Source organism: Bacillus sp. LUNF1, assembly GCF_011008975.1.
In the GTDB taxonomy this organism is placed as follows: Bacteria; Bacillota; Bacilli; order Bacillales; family Bacillaceae; genus Bacillus; species Bacillus velezensis.
In genome coordinates, this window is the sequence record NZ_CP048876.1 from 1513744 (window position 1) to 1533590 (window position 19847).

Annotated in this window: 15 protein-coding genes and 1 riboswitch; all 15 genes read left to right on the forward strand. The window is 46.8% G+C overall.

What is annotated here, in order from left to right; genetic code table 11:
• The first annotated feature begins 105 nt into the window (after positions 1-105).
• The 15 genes from mraY to G4O42_RS07715 all read left to right on the forward strand — a co-directional run bounded on the left by mraY (position 106) and on the right by G4O42_RS07715 (position 19822).
• Positions 106-1080: a phospho-N-acetylmuramoyl-pentapeptide-transferase gene (gene mraY, locus G4O42_RS07645; protein WP_007409707.1), complete on the forward strand. Its 975-nt coding sequence runs from the start codon at positions 106-108 to the stop codon at positions 1078-1080.
• Positions 1081-2436 carry a UDP-N-acetylmuramoyl-L-alanine--D-glutamate ligase gene (gene murD, locus G4O42_RS07650; protein ID WP_032874827.1) on the forward strand — a complete coding sequence of 452 codons (1356 nt, stop codon included), beginning with the start codon at positions 1081-1083 and terminating at the stop codon, positions 2434-2436.
• Positions 2437-2494: 58 nt separating this feature from the next.
• Positions 2495-3595, forward strand: a complete 1101-nt coding sequence (gene spoVE / locus G4O42_RS07655; protein WP_003154430.1) for a stage V sporulation protein E — start codon at positions 2495-2497, stop codon at positions 3593-3595.
• Positions 3596-3711: 116 nt separating this feature from the next.
• On the forward strand, positions 3712-4803 hold the full coding sequence (gene murG, locus G4O42_RS07660) for an undecaprenyldiphospho-muramoylpentapeptide beta-N-acetylglucosaminyltransferase (RefSeq protein ID WP_014417719.1): 1092 nt from the start codon (positions 3712-3714) through the stop codon (positions 4801-4803).
• Positions 4804-4828: 25 nt separating this feature from the next.
• On the forward strand, positions 4829-5740 hold the full coding sequence (gene murB, locus G4O42_RS07665) for a UDP-N-acetylmuramate dehydrogenase (RefSeq protein WP_032874829.1): 912 nt from the start codon (positions 4829-4831) through the stop codon (positions 5738-5740).
• Positions 5741-5868: 128 nt separating this feature from the next.
• A complete protein-coding gene (locus G4O42_RS07670; protein WP_007409710.1) occupies positions 5869-6657 on the forward strand; it encodes a cell division protein FtsQ/DivIB in 789 nt (262 codons plus the stop codon).
• 549 nt (positions 6658-7206) lie between these two features.
• The gene (ftsA, locus tag G4O42_RS07675; RefSeq protein ID WP_003154425.1) at positions 7207-8520 is read left to right on the forward strand and encodes a cell division protein FtsA; all 1314 of its coding nucleotides are present in this window, start codon (positions 7207-7209) and stop codon (positions 8518-8520) included.
• Positions 8521-8555: 35 nt separating this feature from the next.
• Positions 8556-9704, forward strand: coding sequence for a cell division protein FtsZ (gene ftsZ, locus G4O42_RS07680; RefSeq protein WP_003154424.1), 1149 nt, complete (start codon positions 8556-8558; stop codon positions 9702-9704).
• Between the two features lie 271 nt (positions 9705-9975).
• Positions 9976-14271, forward strand: coding sequence for a S8 family peptidase (locus G4O42_RS07685; protein ID WP_032874831.1), 4296 nt, complete (start codon positions 9976-9978; stop codon positions 14269-14271).
• 216 nt (positions 14272-14487) lie between these two features.
• Entirely contained in the window at positions 14488-15417 is a 930-nt protein-coding gene (spoIIGA, locus tag G4O42_RS07690; RefSeq protein WP_032874833.1) for a sigma-E processing peptidase SpoIIGA, read from the forward strand.
• Between the two features lie 57 nt (positions 15418-15474).
• Positions 15475-16194: an RNA polymerase sporulation sigma factor SigE gene (gene sigE, locus G4O42_RS07695; protein WP_007409714.1), complete on the forward strand. Its 720-nt coding sequence runs from the start codon at positions 15475-15477 to the stop codon at positions 16192-16194.
• A 140-nt stretch (positions 16195-16334) separates the two neighbouring features.
• On the forward strand, positions 16335-17117 hold the full coding sequence (sigG, locus tag G4O42_RS07700) for an RNA polymerase sporulation sigma factor SigG (protein ID WP_003154420.1): 783 nt from the start codon (positions 16335-16337) through the stop codon (positions 17115-17117).
• Between the two features lie 128 nt (positions 17118-17245).
• On the forward strand, positions 17246-18043 hold the full coding sequence (locus tag G4O42_RS07705; protein WP_032874835.1) for an ABC transporter ATP-binding protein: 798 nt from the start codon (positions 17246-17248) through the stop codon (positions 18041-18043).
• A gap of 4 nt (positions 18044-18047) precedes the next feature.
• A riboswitch (TPP riboswitch) is annotated at positions 18048-18153 on the forward strand.
• A 76-nt stretch (positions 18154-18229) separates the two neighbouring features.
• Positions 18230-19510: an acetylornithine deacetylase gene (locus tag G4O42_RS07710; RefSeq protein WP_032875223.1), complete on the forward strand. Its 1281-nt coding sequence runs from the start codon at positions 18230-18232 to the stop codon at positions 19508-19510.
• 60 nt (positions 19511-19570) lie between these two features.
• Complete coding sequence (locus G4O42_RS07715; protein WP_003154415.1) at positions 19571-19822, forward strand: YlmC/YmxH family sporulation protein; 252 nt, start codon at positions 19571-19573, stop codon at positions 19820-19822.
• The last annotated feature ends 25 nt before the right edge of the window (positions 19823-19847 follow it).

Sequence of the window (19847 nt, forward strand, 5' to 3'; positions counted from 1 at the left end):
CAGGAAAGAGTGTTAGAATGAGGGAAATGAATAGAATTACGGGGACACAATGTGAATATGATAAATACGTATGTCGTTTGAACGAAACGGGAGGAGAAAAGAGCAATGCTTGAGCAAGTGATTTTATTTACAATAATAATGGGATTTTTAATCAGTGTTCTGATATCTCCGATTCTTATCCCGTTTTTAAGACGTTTAAAATTCGGCCAAAGTATCAGGGAAGAGGGGCCGAAATCACATATGAAAAAATCAGGGACGCCGACGATGGGCGGGGTCATGATTATTGTATCCATCGCCATTACGGCGATTGTCATGACGCAGAAATTTTCGCATCTGAGCGCGGAAATGTTTCTTCTGCTGTTTGTCACGATCGGATACGGTCTGCTCGGCTTTCTGGATGACTATATTAAAGTAGTAATGAAACGGAATCTCGGATTGACGTCGAAGCAGAAATTGATCGGCCAGATCATTATTGCCATTGTATTTTACGGAGTATATCATTATTGCCATTTTTCAACCGGCATCAGGGTGCCGGGCACACATCTGTCAATCGATCTCGGCTGGGGATACTTTATCCTCGTTCTCTTTATGCTTGTCGGAGGTTCAAATGCCGTCAATCTGACAGACGGTCTGGACGGTCTCTTGTCCGGTACCGCGGCTATCGCATTCGGCGCTTTCGCCATCCTTGCGTGGAACCAGTCACAATATGACGTTGCGATTTTCTCGGTTGCCGTTGTCGGCGCCGTTCTCGGTTTTCTTGTATTCAACGCCCATCCCGCCAAGGTATTTATGGGGGATACCGGTTCGCTTGCGCTCGGAGGAGCGATCGTGACCGTTGCCATTTTGACGAAGCTTGAAATTCTGCTCGTCATTATCGGCGGAGTATTTGTTATTGAGACCTTATCTGTTATCTTACAAGTCATCAGCTTTAAAACGACAGGAAAACGAATCTTTAAGATGAGTCCGCTTCACCACCATTACGAATTGGTCGGATGGTCTGAATGGAGAGTTGTCGTCACATTCTGGACTGCGGGACTGCTGCTTGCCGTTTTAGGAATTTACATCGAGGTGTGGTTATAAGTGGAAAACGAACTTTTTTTGCAAAAACAAAACTTTCTGGTCCTCGGACTGGCGAAAAGCGGATATGCGGCTGCGTCGATTCTTCATGAAAAAGGCATTAACGTCGTCGTGAATGATCAAAAAGCCTTTGAAGAGAACGAACCTGCCCAAAGGCTTGCAGAAAGAGGAATTGAAGTCATCTGCGGTGAGCATCCGACGTCACTTTTTGATCAGCATCACATTACCATTCTGATCAAAAATCCCGGAATCCCGTATGAAAATATCATGGTGGAGGAAGCGCAAAGAAGAGGCATCCCGGTCTGGACGGAAATCGAGCTTGCGTATTATATCACCAATGCAAAATTCATCGGCATTACAGGTTCAAACGGGAAAACAACAACGACGACCCTGATTTATGAAATGCTGAAAGCTGATTCGATAAAGACGCTGATCGCAGGGAATATCGGCACTGTCGCCAGTGAAGTGGCTTATCATGCTGACGGTGATGAATGGATCGTCACAGAGCTTTCTTCGTTCCAGCTTATGGGGACTCATGCGTTCAGACCTGAAATCGGCCTGATTTTAAATGTGTTCGACGCTCATTTGGATTACCATCACAGCCGTGAAAACTATGAAAAAGCCAAGCAGAACGTGTATCTTCATCAGCTTGAGAGTGATACGGCCATCGTGAATCAAAGCGATGAAACAGTCGTGCGGCTTGCCGAAAGCGGAAAAGCCGGCATCGTTCCGTTTTCAGTTCATCAGGAACTGTCAAGCGGCGCATTCATTAAAGACGGAATGCTGATGTTCGGCGATGAAGCGATTCTGCCTGTTGATGACATCGTACTGCCGGGCGCGCACAATCTAGAAAATATATTAGCCGCTGTAGCCGCAGCCAAAACGGCGGGCGCGTCTAATAAAGCGATTCAGAAGGTGCTGACAAGCTTTACCGGTGTCAAACACCGTCTGCAGTATGTAACAGCGATCCAGAATCGTAAATTTTATAATGACAGCAAAGCGACGAATATTTTGGCCACAAGCAAAGCGCTCTCCGCGTTCAAAGCTCCGGTTATTCTGCTTGCAGGCGGACTGGACCGCGGCAACGGTTTTGACGACCTGAAACCGTATATGGACAATGTCAAAGCGGTCCTGACGTTCGGACAGACAGCGCCGAAGATAGAAAAACTGGGCAATGAGCTGGGAATACAACATGTCAAACGTGTCGATAATGTTGAACAAGCAGTATCTGCGGCGTTTGCGCTCTCAAATGAAGGAGACGTCATCCTCTTGTCACCCGCGTGTGCAAGCTGGGATCAGTTCAAAACATTTGAAGAACGCGGTGACATGTTTATAGATGCCGTGCATATGCTTAAGTAAGGGCTTGTCTCTGTTCATCGGCAGCCCTAAATGACTTATGCTTGGGGTGTCGATTGCTTTGACTACTAAAAAAACAGCGCCTGATTTGTTATTAGTTATCATTACGTTATTGCTTTTAACAATAGGATTAATTATGGTCTACAGTGCAAGTGCGGTATGGGCGGATTATAAATTTGACGACTCGTTTTTCTTCGCGAAACGGCAGCTGCTGTTTGCGGGGATCGGCGTCATTGCCATGTTTTTCATTATGAATGTGGATTATTGGACATGGCGCACATGGTCGAAGCTGCTTCTGATCATTTGTTTTTTTCTGCTTGTGCTTGTGCTGATTCCGGGAGTCGGAATGGTGCGGAACGGTTCAAGAAGCTGGATCGGAGTGGGAGCGTTCAGCATTCAGCCTTCGGAGTTTATGAAACTCGCGATGATTGCGTTTCTGGCTAAATTTCTTTCTGAAAAACAGAAGAATATTACGTCATTCAGACGCGGATTCGTTCCCGCGCTCGGAATCGTGTTTTCTGCATTTATTATTATTATGTGCCAGCCGGATCTGGGAACGGGGACGGTAATGGTGGGCACGTGCATCGTGATGATTTTTGTTTCCGGTGCGCGAATCGCTCATTTTGCGTTTCTCGGACTCATCGGTTTAAGCGGATTTGCGGCACTAGTTCTGTCCGCTCCTTATCGGATTAAACGGATTACCTCTTACTTAAACCCGTGGGAGGATCCGCTTGGAAGCGGATTTCAGATCATTCAGTCGCTCTATGCCGTAGGTCCGGGCGGACTGTTCGGGATGGGGCTGGGTCAAAGCCGGCAAAAGTTTTTTTACCTGCCGGAGCCGCAAACCGATTTCATTTTTGCTATTTTATCTGAGGAACTCGGCTTTATCGGCGGTTCGCTCATATTGCTGCTGTTCAGTATTTTATTATGGCGGGGCGTCAGGATTGCCCTCGGCGCGCCGGATTTATACGGAAGCTTTGTCGCCATCGGTATTATTTCTATGATAGCTATTCAAGTCATGATTAATATCGGCGTTGTGACGGGGCTGATCCCGGTAACAGGAATTACGCTGCCGTTTTTAAGCTACGGAGGCTCATCACTGACGCTGATGCTCGCAGCGGTCGGCGTGCTTTTAAATGTCAGCCGGTACTCGAGGTATTGATCTGTATCTTGCCTCATCACTCATGATTTATTCGTTATCTATAAAAAAACAGACAACATCAATAACCCTGTCCTAAAAAACAGGGTTATCGCTATGTGATTAAGGGGGACATACGAATGCGTATTGCAGTAAGCGGAGGCGGAACCGGAGGACATATTTATCCGGCCCTGGCCTTTATTAAAGAAGTTCAGCGCCGGCATCCGGATGTGGAATTTTTGTATATCGGAACAGAGAACGGTCTTGAGAAAAAAATTGTTGAACGGGAAAATATTCCGTTTCGCGCCATTGAAATTACAGGTTTCAAACGAAAACTTTCTTTTGAAAATGTAAAAACCGTCATGCGTTTCTTAAAAGGCGTGACGAAAAGCAAATCATATTTAAAAGAGTTTAAACCGGATGCCGTTATCGGTACAGGCGGCTATGTATGCGGTCCGGTCGTATACGCGGCGGCAAAGATGGGAATTCCGACGATCATTCATGAGCAAAACAGCCTGCCCGGCATCACAAATAAGTTTCTCTCGAAATATGTTAATAAGGTGGCAATTTGCTTTGAAGAGGCAAAATCGCATTTTCCTGCTGAAAAAGTTGTGTTTACGGGAAACCCGAGAGCCTCTGAAGTCGTCTCTATTAAGACAGGCCGCTCATTAACTGAGTTCGGGCTGAAAGACAATCAAAAAACGGTGCTCATTTTCGGCGGAAGCAGAGGCGCGGCTCCCATTAACCGTGCCGTTATAGATATGCAGGAAGAATTGAAAACGAGACCTTACCAAGTCCTTTATATTACCGGGGAAGTGCATTACGAGAAGGTAACGGCTGAGCTGAAAGGCGGAAAAGCCGCTGATAATATGGTGACAAAACCGTTTTTGCACCAAATGCCGGAGTACTTACAATCAATTGATGTCATTGTGGCAAGAGCCGGAGCGACGACGATTGCGGAGATCACCGCTCTCGGCATTCCGAGCGTGCTTATTCCGAGCCCGTATGTAACAGCCAATCACCAGGAAGTCAATGCGAAGGCGCTCAGCCAGCATGATGCTGCAATCGTACTGAAGGAAACCGAGCTCAGCGGAGAAAAACTGATCGCTGCGCTGGACAAAATCGTCATGAATGAAGAAACCTTAAAAGACATGAGTGAGCGGACAAAATCACTCGGTGTTCCGGATGCGGCAGCCAGACTGTACAGTATCATGGAAGACATAAAAAAATAGAGCAAATGGAATGCGGAGGTTTATGATGGAGAACGTAATTCAGGAATTAAGAGACCGCGAAGTCGGCAAAGTGCTGGAACAAGAACCGCTCGCGAACCATACAACGATGAAAATCGGCGGTCCGGCGGACATTTTAATCATCCCCAACCGTGTGGAAGCGGTCAAAGATATTATGGAAATTGTGAAAAAACATGATCTGCCATGGACGGTTATCGGCCGCGGTTCAAATCTGCTCGTGCTTGATGAAGGCATAAGAGGAGTTGTCATCAAACTGGGCGCGGGTCTGGATCATTTGGAGATTGACGGTGATCAGGTGACGGTCGGAGGCGGCTATTCGGTCGTCCGGCTTGCGACTTCCATGAGTAAAAAAGGAATGTCCGGTCTCGAATTTGCAGCGGGCATTCCCGGATCAATCGGCGGAGCCGTCTATATGAATGCCGGGGCGCACGGATCTGATATGAGTGAGATTCTTGTGAAAGCCCGTATCTTATTTGAAGACGGCACAATCGAATGGCTGACAAACGAAGAGATGGATTTCAGCTACAGAACGTCTGTTTTGCAGAAAAAACGTCCCGGCGTCTGTATCGAGGCAGTTCTTCAGCTTGAGCAAAAGGAACGGGAAGCCATTACGGCGCAAATGCAGCAGAACAAAGATTACAGAAAAAATACGCAGCCGTATTCGAGCCCATGCGCCGGAAGCATATTCAGAAATCCGCTGCCGAATCATGCCGGAAACCTCGTTGAAAAAGCGGGATTAAAAGGACATCAGATCGGCGGAGCGAAAGTGTCCGAAATGCACGGGAATTTTATCGTCAATGCCGGCGGAGCGACTGCCAAGGACGTTCTTGACCTGATTGAATATGTGAAAAAGACAATCCGTGAGCAGTATGATGTTGACATGCATACAGAAGTTGAAATCATCGGAGGGAATCGTTAAAAGGTTCTCTGATTACATGAGCTCATGTGATATACTTTTAACAAATGTCAAACGGCATCACAGCATGCCGTTTGTTTTTCAATCAGACGAATGTCAAGCTGTTTCATTCTTAGTGAGGTGGACAGGCAGTGAACCCAAATCATGAAAGAGAAAAAATCGTAAATATTGAAGAGCGGATTCCGAAAATCAAAGAGCAGCGGAAACAAAAAGCAAACCGCCGGCTGATTTCATTCATTGTGCTCTTTTTTATGATGGTGCTGATCATCGTGTACTTGCAGATGCCGATCAGCAAAGTGTCTTCTGTCACCGTTTCCGGAAATGAAAACGTGTCTGTAAAAGAGATCAACGCGCTTTCTGATATACATAACGGACAAACCGAGTTCTGGAGTCTGAACAAGAAACAAACAGAAGAAAAGATTGAGCAGAATAAGCTGGTGAAAAAGGCGGAACTTTCAAAAGTATTTCCTAACAAAGTCAGCATTCACATTGAAGAATACAAGACGATCGCGTATCTGCAGCGACATGATGTGTATTATGAAGTGCTCGAAAACGGCACTGTGCTGCCGAACGAAGTCACGCCGGATGACGCGGGCCCGATTTTGGTTGACTGGACAAACGCGAAAAAGCGGGTCAAAATGGCGGAGCAGCTTGATAAGCTTTCCGGTTCGCTTAAGCAGTCGATTTCTGAAATCTATTATACACCGGTAAAAATGGATCAGGACCGGATCAAGCTGTATATGAACGACGGGTATGTAGTTACCGCTTCTATTAAAACGTTTGCCGGCCGGATGAAGACCTATCCTTCTATCGTTTCCCAGCTGGACGGCGGGAAAAAGGGGATTATCCACTTAGAAGTCGCTACGTATTTTGAAGAATTTAACAAAGGTAAATCCGGCAAGAAAAAAGAAAATGATTAATAGTTCTAAAGAACTAATTTAAAGGTGATTCAAAAGAATCTATTACAATCAGCGGGGCAGCCGATATAACCGATAGCGGAATCATTATGACTATGTTTGTTTTTGCCCGGGATATGGCTGCCGGACAAGCGGAAAATTCTCAATGCAATGGGCGTGTCTTCTGCAGTGAGCACTGCATTTGGAATTTTCCTCCTGTTTCTTCTTTTTTCGGATGTTTCTGGCAATATCTATAGCTTTTCTGGAGGTTCATCTTAGTGTAGACTAAGGGAAAGCGGATATATTTGCATCTGGATTGCACAGTATGACACCGTGACAAGAAATCTTACGGTAAGGTGGGCCGTCTCTAAAAAAAATAAAAAAAATGCGATATAAAAGAGGATATACATAGAATATAACGAATAGTTTCATTAAACATAAATTGTGAGAAATCAGATAAGAATTTGTTGATGCTGTTGTTTTTGTTACACACTTGTAAAGCCACATTCATTGTATTGTTGTTCCGCAAATAATAGAATAGAATTTGATCGAAATGTGAGGAGGTGCCATAGAATGAACAACAATGAACTTTACGTCAGTCTTGACATCGGTACGTCCAATACAAAAGTGATCGTCGGAGAAATGACAGATGATTCCCTTAACATTATCGGAGTGGGAAATGTGCCGTCTGAAGGGTTGAAAAAAGGCTCAATCGTTGATATAGATGAAACCGTTCATTCTATAAGAAAAGCGTTTGACCAAGCTGAAAGAATGGTAGGTTTTCCGCTGAAAAAAGCCATTGTCGGCGTTAATGGAAATTATATTCATATTCAAGATACGAACGGCGTTGTCGCTGTTTCCAGTGAAAACAAAGAAATTCACGTTGAAGACGTCCGCAGGGTAATGGAAGCGGCACAGGTCGTGTCAGTTCCGCATGAGCAGCTGATCGTTGACGTCGTTCCGAAACAGTTTATCGTTGACGGAAGAGACGAAATTACCGATCCGAAAAAAATGCTCGGCGTGCGCTTGGAAGTAGAAGGCACGCTGATTACCGGCTCCAAAACGATCTTACATAATTTACTTCGCTGTGTGGAGAGAGCGGGCGTTGAAATTACTGATATCTGCCTGCAGCCGCTTGCGGCCGGTTCGGCGGCTTTGTCAAAAGACGAAAAAAACCTCGGAGTCGCCATGATTGATATCGGCGGCGGCTCGACGACGGTGGCGGTATTTGAACAGGGGCACCTGAAGGAGACAGCCGTCATTCCGCTCGGAGGCGAAAACATCACGAAAGATGTATCGATCGGATTGCGCACTTCCACCGAAGAGGCTGAAAGAGTAAAAAAACAATTCGGACATGCATTCTACGATGAGGCTTCAGAAGATGAAGTATTTGAAGTCACCGTCATAGGAACGAATCAAAAGCAATCTTTTACACAGCAGGAAATTGCCAATATTATTGAAGCAAGAGTGGAAGAGATTCTTGAGATTGCCGCAGCCGAAATTGAGCATATGGGAATTACAGATCTGCCCGGCGGCTTTGTGCTGACCGGCGGACAGGCCGCAATGCCCGGAGTGCTTTCATTGGCACAGGAAGTGCTGAGGCACAATGTAAGGGTCGCAAGCCCGAATTACATCGGTGTAAGAGACCCTCAGTATATGACGGGTGTTGGCTTGATACAATTTGCCTGCCGAAATGCCAGAATTCAGGGAAGAAAAATAGGCTTTCATATGCCGGAAGAAGCCGTGCAGGAAATCGCGGTCTCTCACGAAGAAGAACATCATCAGCGGCCAGAGGCGCAGCAGCGTCCAAAAGCAAAACAAAAAACACAAGCCGAACACAACAAACCGAGCAAAATGAAAAAACTATTAAGCATGTTTTGGGAATAGATTGATAGTCATTCGGCAGATTAGGAGGATTTAGCATGTTGGATTTCGAAACAAACATAGACGGCTTAGCATCAATTAAAGTAATCGGAGTAGGAGGCGGCGGTAATAACGCGGTCAACCGAATGATTGAAAATGAAGTGCAGGGTGTAGAGTACATTGCGGTAAACACGGACGCGCAAGCTCTTAACCTGTCAAAAGCGGAAGTGAAAATGCAGATCGGGGAAAAGCTGACCCGCGGTCTCGGAGCGGGAGCGAATCCGGAAGTCGGCAAAAAAGCCGCTGAAGAAAGTAAGGAACAAATCGAAGAAGCGCTAAAAGGCGCTGATATGGTGTTCGTTACAGCCGGAATGGGAGGCGGTACCGGAACGGGAGCCGCACCGGTTATCGCGCAAATCGCAAAGGACTTAGGCGCTTTGACTGTCGGTGTCGTAACAAGACCGTTTACATTTGAAGGAAGAAAACGCCAGCTGCAGGCTGCAGGCGGTATCACGGCAATGAAAGAAGCCGTTGACACACTGATCGTTATTCCGAATGACCGCATTCTTGAAATTGTCGATAAAAACACACCGATGCTTGAAGCATTCCGTGAAGCTGATAACGTGCTTCGCCAAGGGGTGCAAGGTATCTCTGACCTCATCGCGACGCCTGGTTTAATCAACTTGGACTTTGCCGATGTCAAAACCATCATGTCCAACAAAGGTTCAGCATTGATGGGTATCGGGATCGCTACGGGCGAAAGCCGTGCTGCTGAAGCCGCCAAAAAGGCGATCTCCAGTCCGTTACTGGAAGCGGCAATCGACGGAGCGCAAGGTGTTTTGATGAACATTACGGGAGGTACAAACCTGAGCCTCTACGAAGTGCAGGAAGCAGCCGACATCGTCGCTTCTGCATCTGACCCTGATGTCAACATGATTTTCGGTTCAGTTATCAATGAAAATCTGAAAGATGAAATCGTCGTCACCGTTATTGCGACCGGTTTTATCGAACAGGAAAAAGATGACTCAAAACCGCAGCGACCGACTTTAAACCAAGGATTGAAGTCTCAAAGCCAAAACGCTGCGAAACGGGAGCCGAAACGAGAAGAAACACAGCATCAAAACACGGTGAACCGCCATACATCACAGCCGGCGGATGATGCCCTCGACATTCCTACATTTTTAAGAAACCGCAACAAACGCGGCTGATGTAAAAAAGGACAAGACCACATGGTTTTGTCCTTTTTCTTTTGTGCACAGTCTTCCTTCCTATTCCCGTAATCTATACAGTGAAAAAAGCAACTTTATACCTATGACGAATTGATTGTTTTTTAGTTTCATACGGTTTTCTACAGAATGTGACAATATCTGGATGTAAGATTGTCTACATTTAACGTACAGCATCGAAAATGACAAACGATTCCAATCTGAAGGAGGGATACACATTTTATAGGGCGTTACCAAATAAGGGGGGATACGATTGAAGAAAAAAACGAGAAACAGATGGACAGGCTCCGTTTTAAGCGCGATTGTCGTCAGTTCCCTGTTGTTTCCGGGTGCAGCCGGAGCGAACAGCACACCGGGAGCAGTTTCTTTCACCAAAGATCTTTCTTCCTCTAAGAGCATTCAGCATAAGATTTCCGATTCAGTCAAGAAGCGTTTTGAAAAAAATGATAAAATCACGTTTCTTATCAAATTTAAAGAGAAAGCCAATACGAAAAAAGCGGTCAAAGAAGCAGAAAAAAACGCCAAGTCTCAATCGCTTTCCGCAGCAAAAACCGAATATCAAAAGCGGTCAGCCGTCGTTTCTTCTTTAAAACTGGCGGCTCATGATGCGCAGCAGAATCTGAAAACATATTTGGAAAAACAAAAAAAGAAAGGCAAGGCTGATCACATCCATTCCTATTATATTGTCAACGGAATGGCAGTCACTGCTTCGAAAGAGGTAATGGAAAAAGCCGCCTCATTTCCTGAAGTAGAAAAAGTTCTTCCGAATGAAAAACGTCAGCTTACTCAACGACAATCAAAAGCTCCTTTTCAAATGAAGAAAAAACAAAAAGAGATCAAAGCAAAGGAAGGCATCGAATGGAATATCAGCCAAATTGATGCGCCGCAGGCCTGGGCCTCAGGATACGACGGAACCGGCACGGTTGTCGCCTCCATTGATACGGGAGTTCAGTGGGATCATCCGGCGCTTAAGGAAAAATACCGGGGTTACGATCCTGAAAATCCCGCAGCGCCGAATCATGAAATGAACTGGTATGATGCCGTGTCCCATAAAGACGCTCCCTACGATGATCTTGAACACGGCACTCATGTAACAGGGACCATGACGGGTTCAGAACCTGACGGCTCAAATCAAATCGGTGTGGCTCCGGGGGCGAAATGGATCGCAGTAAAAGCATTTTCAGATGACGGAGGAACCGATGCCGATATTTTGGATGCCGGTGAATGGGTGCTCGCGCCTAAAGATAAAAACGGCACGCCGCATCCCGAGATGGCGCCGGATGTTGTTAATAATTCCTGGGCAGGCGGTTCGGGAATGGACGAGTGGTACCGCGATATGGTGAATGCGTGGAGAGCGGCAGGGATTTTTCCGGAATTCTCTGCGGGAAATGAAGACTTATTTACACCGGGAGGACCGGGTTCAATCGCAAATCCGGCCAATTATCCTGAAGCATTTGCGACAGGTGCGACTGACATCGACAAGAAACTCGCTGATTTCTCACTTCAAGGCCCCTCACCGTATCATGAAACAAAACCGGACATTTCGGCTCCGGGAGTGAATATCCGTTCTTCGATTCCTGGAGGAACATACGAAGGCGGCTGGGACGGAACTTCAATGGCCGGGCCGCATGTGGCGGCGACGGCGGCTTTGTTAAGGCAGGCGAACGCCTCTATTACGGTCGATGAAATGGAAGACGTTTTGACGCGCACCGCGGAAAAACTGACAGATTCCGTTTTTCCGGAATCACCGAATAACGGTTACGGCCACGGTCTCGTTAACGCTTTTGATGCCGTTTCTGCCGTAACGGACGGAATCGGGAGCGTAGAAGGCAAGGTCTCTTCTGCGGGCGAAGATCACAATCCGCCCAGCTTTCACCATGAACCGGTCTCAGTGGCTTACAAAGGGGCAAACCTTCCGTTGACGGTTACAGCAGAAGACGATGTAAGCGTAACTGAAGTCATCCTTTCCTATCAGGTTGATGAAGGAGAGTGGAAAACGACAGCCGCCGTTCAAAAAAGCGGTGATGAAAAAAAGGGAACATACCAGGCGGAAATTCCGGATGTAACGGGAAGCAAGATAAGTTATAAATGGACCATAAAAGATTTCGGAGGTCATTCTGTAGAATCTGATACGTACCGGGCTGACGTGAAACCGAGCATTACGGCGGGATACAAAGAGGATTTTGAATCACAGCCGGCGGGCTGGTCCAGTTACAGGACACATGACCAATGGGAATGGGGGATCCCGGGTTCAGGGCCCGGCGCCGCATTTTCCGGAGATAAAGTGTATGCGACGAATCTGTCCGGCCCTTATGCCGATTCAGCCAACATGAATTTGGTGATGCCTCCGATTCAAGTTCCGGAAACAGGACGGCTGTTTTTGCAATTTAAAAGCTGGCACAAGCTCGAAGAATTTTTTGATTACGGGTATGTGTTCGTTCTTCCGGAAGGAAAATCAAATTGGGAGCAGGCGGCCGTTTACAATGGTGACTCCGCAGGATGGAACGATGAAGAGGCAGATTTATCTGCGTATAAAGGCCAAAACATAAAGCTCATGTTTAATATGCAGTCAGACGAAGTACTGAATGAAGACGGATGGTATATCGATGATGTCCGGCTTTCAAGCAGCTCTCTCGGCAAGGCGGCTAAAAAAAGTAAGCACAATAGGCAAACACCTCCCGGCCACCTGAAGAAAAAAGCTGTCAGTCCGAAACAGGCCAAACCGGCAGTGAAATCACCCGGAAAAAGAGTGAAACGTGAAACAAACCTCCTGCCTCTCAGAGCGCAAATCAGTGTCGCCGAGACGGGGAAATCCGTATATTCCGACCCTGCAAGCGGAAGCTACAGCCTGTCGCATAAGGCGGGAAGCTATACGCTGAAAGCAGAGGCTTACGGATTTAAGTCCGCTTCGAAACAAGTTTCTATTCAATCAGACAAAACCGCACAGGCAGACTTTACACTGGAGCAAATGCCGTCCGGCACGCTAAAAGGAACCATCACCAATCAGTCAACAGGCAAACCGGTAAAAGGGGCTGCGCTTTATGTGGTCGAGGATGCCGCAATTGAACCGGCGGTGACAAACGATAAAGGGGAATATTCGCTTAAGGCGTACGAAGGCTCCTACACAATCAAAGTAGCGGCAAAAGGCTATTACAATAGCGAATTTTCTGTTGACATCAAAGGGGATGCTGAAAAAAACGTCAAGCTTAAGCCGTATATCGGTTATGAAGGGGAAATTGCCTATGATAACGGGACAGAAGAAGCCGCGCTGTCATATTTTAAAGCCGGCAGCAAATCTGCCGTTAAGATGACGCTTAAAGATGGAAAAGGACACGGTATGCTGACGGGAGGCCTTTTTAAATTTTGGGGCGCAGACTGGCCTGATCCGGGAGGTACCGAATTTCAAGCGGAAGTATATGATGCATCCGGCCCTGATGGAGCTCCGGGCAGCAAAATTGCCGGCCCGTTCCAAGCTGAAGCGCTTCGAAACGGAGAATGGACCAAAGTGGATCTCAGCTCAAAAGGAATCGCGGTCGGAAAGGATTTTTATCTTGTGTTCCGCCAGACGAAACCTGACCCTTATACACCTGCCCTGTCATCTGATGACGGCAGTCCGTACTCGAACAGAAACTGGCAATACCTTGACGGCCGCTGGTCTAAAACCGATAAATCAGACGGAAACTTTATGATCAGGGCTTTGGTCGACTACGAAGCTTCTGTGCCTGACATAACGTCGCCTGAAGACCGGTCATTTACAAACAAGAAGTCAATCACGGTGAAAGGAACGGCTTCACCAAAAACCGCTGTCCGTCTTACCAATAACGGTAAAACCGCCGCAGAAACGAAAGCAGATGCAGACGGCAATTTCCAGGCCGGCGTCACACTCACTAAAGATGCCAATCGGCTGACGGCAGCATCTGTGACAGTCAGCGGGTCAACCGATGAGTCACGCCCTGTCACGGTCATACTGGATGAGGATAAGCCGGATGTGACGATTGACAGTCCGGCAAACGGTGATAAAACAAATAAAGAAACAGTGACCGTAAAAGGAAAAGTGCACGACGCCCATTTAAAATGGGTAAAGGTGAACGGAAAAAAAGCTGAAGTAAATAACGGTTCTTATCAAGCGAGAACCCTCCTGGAAAACGGCAGCAATGAGATCAAGGTCACGGCCTCAGATGAAGCGGGTAACAAAACAACGAAAAAGACGGTGATCGATGTCAATTACAATGCTCCCGTCATTTCCGGATTGGTTCCCGGAGCGGATAAGGAATTAAAAGCCGGAGAATCAGTGAAAATCGCTTTTTCAAGCGGAAAGAAATTAGACGCTTCCTTCGTTATCCGTCTGCCTCTGACAAACGCCCGGGCAGGGAACCAAAACGCAACAGAGCTTCCGCTGAGAGAAATTTCTCCGGGACGATATGAGGGTTACTGGACGGCGACTTCTTCCGTCAAAGCAAGCGGAGCAAAAATTGACGTTATCGCTAGAGATGACTACGGAAATGAAACGAGACAGACGGCTAAAGGAAAACTTTATATCAATGAGTAAAAACAGAGCGCTGCCAGATCACGGCAGCGCTTTTTTAGTTGAAGCGGACAATAGGAAAGCAACCCTTTCGGCCCTCGACAAATAAAACGGTTATCCCTTAAAAATTGTACTTTACCCTCAACATTAATTGACAGACTTTCCCACAGAGCTTGCTTTATACTTATGAAACAAGAGAGAGAAACAGATATGTAAGACAAAAGAGGAAAGGGGTCAGATGTGAAAATCTATCTGGATGTCATTTGGCTGTTGAACTTTTGTTTTGATTCTCTTTTGCTTTTATTGACCGCCTTTATTTTAAAACGCCAGGTGAAAAAAAGAAGAGTGGCCGCCGGCGGTTTCATCGGGTCAGCCATTGTGCTTCTGATGTTTACGCCTGTTTCTCCCTTTGTGGAGCATCCGGCGGGAAAAATGGCGTTTTCAGTAGTCATCGTGCTTGCGGCTTTTGGCTTTAAACGGTTCCGATACTTTTTTCAAAATTTGTTCGCCTTTTATTTCGCGACTTTTCTCGTCGGCGGGGGAATGATCGGCGTACATTCCCTGCTGCAGACAGAATCAATTGTGCAGCAAGGCGTAATGGTCACAAGCCAGACCGGATTCGGCGACCCGATCAGCTGGATGTTTGTAGTTATCGGATTTCCAGCCATATGGTTTTTTTCGAAAAAGAGAATTGAAGACATCGAGACGAAGTCCATTCAGTACGATGAACTTGTCATGGTGCAGGCGGAATTCAGCGGACAGACAATCCGCGCGAAAGGATTGGTGGATTCCGGGAATCAGCTGTATGATCCGCTGACGAAAACGCCGGTCATGATCCTTTGCATTGACAAATTCGCTCCGATTCTCAGTGAAAAGGAAACGGACCTCATCAAATCCGCCAGTCCGCTTGAAGTGATAGAGCGGCTTGATGATTCGTTCCGCCATGCGGATAAGCTGAGGCTGATTCCATACAGGGGCGTCGGCCAGGACAATCAATTTTTACTCTGTTTAAAGCCGGATTACGTCACGATTTTAACAAAAGACGAAATGATCGCTTGTGAAAAATGCCTGATCGGCATCAGCACGAAACCATTATCCGCGGACGGTGAATTTGACGGAATCGTTCATCCGAAGATGCTGACAGGGAAGGCTGTAAAACATGTTTCCTGACGAAAAGTCTGTTATTCATCATACTCAAAACGCGTTGTATTTAGAAGGGGGAGGAAGATGAAAAAACTTAAGCTGCGTCTGACATATTTGTGGTATAAATGGCTGATGAAACTCGGACTGAAAAGCGATGAAGTGTATTACATAGGAGGAAGCGAGGCGCTGCCGCCGCCTTTGTCTAAAGAAGAGGAGCAGGTGCTCTTATTAAAGCTGCCGAGCGGGGATCAGGCGGCGCGGGCCATTCTGATTGAGAGAAACTTACGTCTTGTCGTTTACATTGCCCGCAAATTCGAAAATACCGGCATCAATATCGAGGACTTAATCAGCATCGGCACCATCGGTTTGATCAAAGCGGTAAACACTTTTAATCCGGAAAAGAAAATCAAACTCGCCACCTACGCGTCGCGATGTATCGAAAACGAAATTTTAATGTACTTGCGCCGAAACAACAAAATCCGTTCAGAGGTGTCCTTTGATGAACCGCTGAATATTGATTGGGACGGAAACGAGCTGCTGCTTTCGGATGTGCTCGGCACAGATGATGATATTATTACAAAAGACATTGAAGCCAATGTGGATAAAAAACTTTTGAAAAAAGCGCTTGAGCAATTAAACGAAAGAGAAAAGCAGATTATGGAACTGCGTTTCGGGCTTGTCGGAGAAGAAGAAAAAACACAAAAAGATGTAGCCGACATGATGGGGATTTCACAATCTTATATCTCCCGGCTCGAAAAGCGGATTATCAAAAGACTGAGAAAAGAGTTTAACAAAATGGTGTAAAATTTTTTCCATCTGACAGCCCTTACTGCTGCAAGGATTGCCGCAGCCGGATGTTTATTTCTGTAAAATGGCGGTGCATATTTTTCCCACCCGAGGAGATACTTAACGTTGTACAGCAGCTCCTAGTGGGAGGGAAAAACGTGTCAAGAAATAAAGTCGAAATTTGCGGGGTGGATACCTCCAAATTACCGGTGCTCAAGAATGAAGAGATGAGAAAGCTGTTTAGGCAATTACAGGATGAGGGCGATGATTCAGCGAGGGAAAAGCTTGTAAACGGCAATCTGCGCCTTGTCTTAAGCGTCATTCAGAGGTTTAACAACAGAGGAGAGTATGTTGATGACTTATTTCAGGTCGGCTGCATCGGACTAATGAAATCCATTGATAATTTTGACCTAAGCCATAATGTTAAGTTTTCAACATACGCTGTACCGATGATCATCGGAGAAATCCGCAGATATTTGCGGGATAACAATCCGATCCGCGTCTCGAGGTCGCTTCGCGATATCGCATATAAAGCGCTTCAAGTAAGAGAGCGGCTAATCAGTGAGACAAGCAGGGAGCCGACAGCAGAGGAAATCGCCAAAGTTCTTGAAGTGCCCCATGAAGAAATTGTGTTTGCCCTTGACGCCATCCAGGATCCGGTTTCACTGTTTGAGCCGATTTATAATGACGGCGGCGATCCGATTTACGTGATGGACCAGATCAGCGATGAGCGCAACAAGGATACACAATGGATTGAGGAGCTGGCTCTGAAAGAAGGCATGAGAAGACTGAACGAACGGGAAAAAATGATTTTGCGAAAGCGCTTTTTCCAAGGGAAAACTCAAATGGAAGTCGCTGAAGAAATCGGCATATCCCAAGCTCAGGTCTCAAGGCTTGAAAAGGCAGCCATTAAACAAATGAATAAGAATATCCATCAATAACGGAAAAAGCCTTTAAACCTTGTTTAAAGGCTTTTTTCATGCGATGGTTTACGTTTGCAAAAAAGTAATGTATTCTAATGTGTAAAAGTTTTTAGAAAATTTAAATAAAGTAAACGGGGGAAACGGCAATGATTTTACAGCTGGACAGTGTGTCATTAAAAAGAAACGGGAAATGGATTTTGAAAGATATTAACTGGCGCGTCGAGAAAAACGAAAATTGGGTGCTGTACGGATTAAACGGAGCCGGAAAAACGGCTTTGCTGAATATGTTATGCTCTTATTACTTCCCCACTTCAGGAGAGATGCAGGTGCTCGGCCATCAATTCGGCAAAACAGAGCTCGGTGACAGGCTCAGAAGGAAAATCGGCCTTGTTTCGGCAGGTCTTCAGCACAAATTATATGCCGCGGACTCCGCTTTTGAAATCGCCCTCAGCGGCGCGTACGCCTCAATCGGGCTGTACGAAACTCCGAGTGAGCAGGTAAGGGAAAAAGCGATCGGTCTTCTGAAGGATTTGGGCGCCATCGGTTACGCCGACAGGCGGTATGAAACATTATCACAAGGGGAAAGACAAAGAGCGCTGATTGCGCGGGCGCTTATGGCTGATCCCAAACTGCTGATTTTGGACGAGCCCGTGACGGGTCTTGATTTTATGGCAAGGGAGCAGCTGCTGGACACGATTACGTCGATCGCCGAAAAAGAAAATGCGCCGTCCATCCTTTATGTCACCCATCACGCTGAAGAAATTCTGCCGGTATTTGATCAGGCGCTGCTTTTAAAACAGGGCGAGGTGTTCGCCTCCGGGAAAATCAGGGACATGCTTTCTGACGAGCGGCTTACAGCGTTTTTCGATATGCCTGTCAATGTCTTATGGAACAATGGCCGCCCGTTTTTAACACGTGCAAAAGAGGCATCATCCGTAAAATAACATAAATTCACCCTGGGGGTGCTGCCATGCGGCTGAGAGAGACGTTTGTCTCAACCCTTAACGGACCTGATCCGGATCATGCCGGCGGAGGGAAGCGGTGAAAAAAGCGGAGGAAGATCCGTTTTTTACCCGTTTCATTTCATGAATGAAACGGGTTTTTTGATACAGCCAAAGGGGAGATTTCCAATGCATCAGATTGATATGCTGTTACATCAGGCGGAGAAACGGCGGCAAGACTTCATACTTATTGCTGAAAGACTGATAGCCTTTCCCACTCCGGCCCCGCCGGCAAGAAATACGGCAGAAGCCCAAAAGTGGGTGGCCGGCTTTTTAAAAGAAACCGGCTGCTCGGTCGATATGTGGGATGTGTATCCGGAAGACCCGAATGTAGTCGGTGTTTTAAAAGGGACAGATTCAAGCAGGCATCAAAGCCTGATTTTAAACGGACACATTGATGTGGCAGAAGCCGGGGGCGAAGACTGGCACTCTGACCCGTTTCAGCCGCTCGTAAAAGACGGCATGCTGATCGGAAGGGGCGCCGCTGATATGAAAGGGGGGTTGGCGTGTGTTCTTTTCTCTCTGAAGCTGATCCATGATGCCGGCATTAAGCTTCCGGGCGACCTCATTGTACAGTCTGTAATCGGAGAAGAAGTCGGTGAGGCGGGGACGCTGGAATGCTGCAAACGCGGCTATCACGCGGATTTTGCGGTTGTCGCGGATACGAGCAGTCTGCATATTCAAGGGCAGGGCGGTGTCATCACCGGCTGGATAGAATTGAAAAGCAAACAAACATTTCATGACGGCATGAGGCGCAATATGATTCACGCGGGCGGAGGCACATTCGGAGCGAGCGCCATCGAAAAAATGGCGAAAATCATCGCTGCCTTGGGAGAGCTGGAGCGCCACTGGGCGGTAACGAAAAGCTATCCCGGCTTTGCGCCCGGCACCAATACGATCAACCCCGCCGTCATTGAAGGCGGAAGACACGCAGCGTTTGTCGCCGATGAGTGCCGGTTATGGATCACCGTCCACTTTTATCCGAACGAAACGCACGAACAAGCAGCCGCAGAAATCGAAGACTATATTAATCGTGTCGCTGACAGTGATCTGTGGCTCAAAGAAAACAGGCCGGTGTTCAAATGGGGCGGATCTTCGATGATTGAAGACAGAGGAGAGGTGTTCCCGGCGCTGGAAATCGACCCGGACCATCCGGCAGTTTCTGTCTTGGCTGCATCACACTCAGCCGTCAAAAAACAGGAGCCCGTCATTAATGTTTCCCAAACCGTAACTGACGGAGGGTGGCTTTATCATGCCGGGATTCCGAGCGTCATATACGGTCCCGGCGATTTAAAAAACGCCCACTCCGTAAACGAGGAAGTGTCTGTTGATGAGCTTATGGACTATACGAAAATCATGCTGAGATTTATCCTCGGCTGGTGCAGCCGCAAAAAAGATTGCCCGATGTGACAAGGTTCAGCCCGGCCGTTCATATAATAGGAAAAAGAACGGGCAAAGGGCGTGATACGGATGATCAGCATATCTGAATTTCAAATAAAAGATGTGGTAAACGTGTCGAACGGAAAAAAACTCGGAAGCATCGGTGATATTGATATTAACGTGACAACGGGAAAAATTCAGGCGATTATTTTAGGCGGCAGCGGAAAAGTTCTCGGTTTTTTCGGAAAAGAAGAGGAAATGATCATTCCTTGGCGAAATATAGTTAAAATTGGGGAAGATGTCATCTTAGTGCGTGTAAACGAACCAAAGGGGGGAGCGTAATCCTCCCTTTACTTGTAAAATGCCG

Bases quoted from the DNA above. Each gene is read 5' to 3' on its own strand.
- mraY (WP_007409707.1), top strand. From the start codon at position 106: ATGCTTGAGCAAGTGATTTTATTTACAATAATAATGGGATTTTTAATC.
- murG (WP_014417719.1), top strand. From the start codon at position 3,712: ATGCGTATTGCAGTAAGCGGAGGCGGAACCGGAGGACATATTTATCCG.
- murB (WP_032874829.1), top strand. From the start codon at position 4,829: ATGGAGAACGTAATTCAGGAATTAAGAGACCGCGAAGTCGGCAAAGTG.
- ftsA (WP_003154425.1), top strand. From the start codon at position 7,207: ATGAACAACAATGAACTTTACGTCAGTCTTGACATCGGTACGTCCAAT.
- ftsZ (WP_003154424.1), top strand. From the start codon at position 8,556: ATGTTGGATTTCGAAACAAACATAGACGGCTTAGCATCAATTAAAGTA.
- sigE (WP_007409714.1), top strand. From the start codon at position 15,475: ATGAAAAAACTTAAGCTGCGTCTGACATATTTGTGGTATAAATGGCTG.
- G4O42_RS07705 (WP_032874835.1), top strand. From the start codon at position 17,246: ATGATTTTACAGCTGGACAGTGTGTCATTAAAAAGAAACGGGAAATGG.
- G4O42_RS07710 (WP_032875223.1), top strand. From the start codon at position 18,230: ATGCATCAGATTGATATGCTGTTACATCAGGCGGAGAAACGGCGGCAA.
- G4O42_RS07715 (WP_003154415.1), top strand. From the start codon at position 19,571: ATGATCAGCATATCTGAATTTCAAATAAAAGATGTGGTAAACGTGTCG.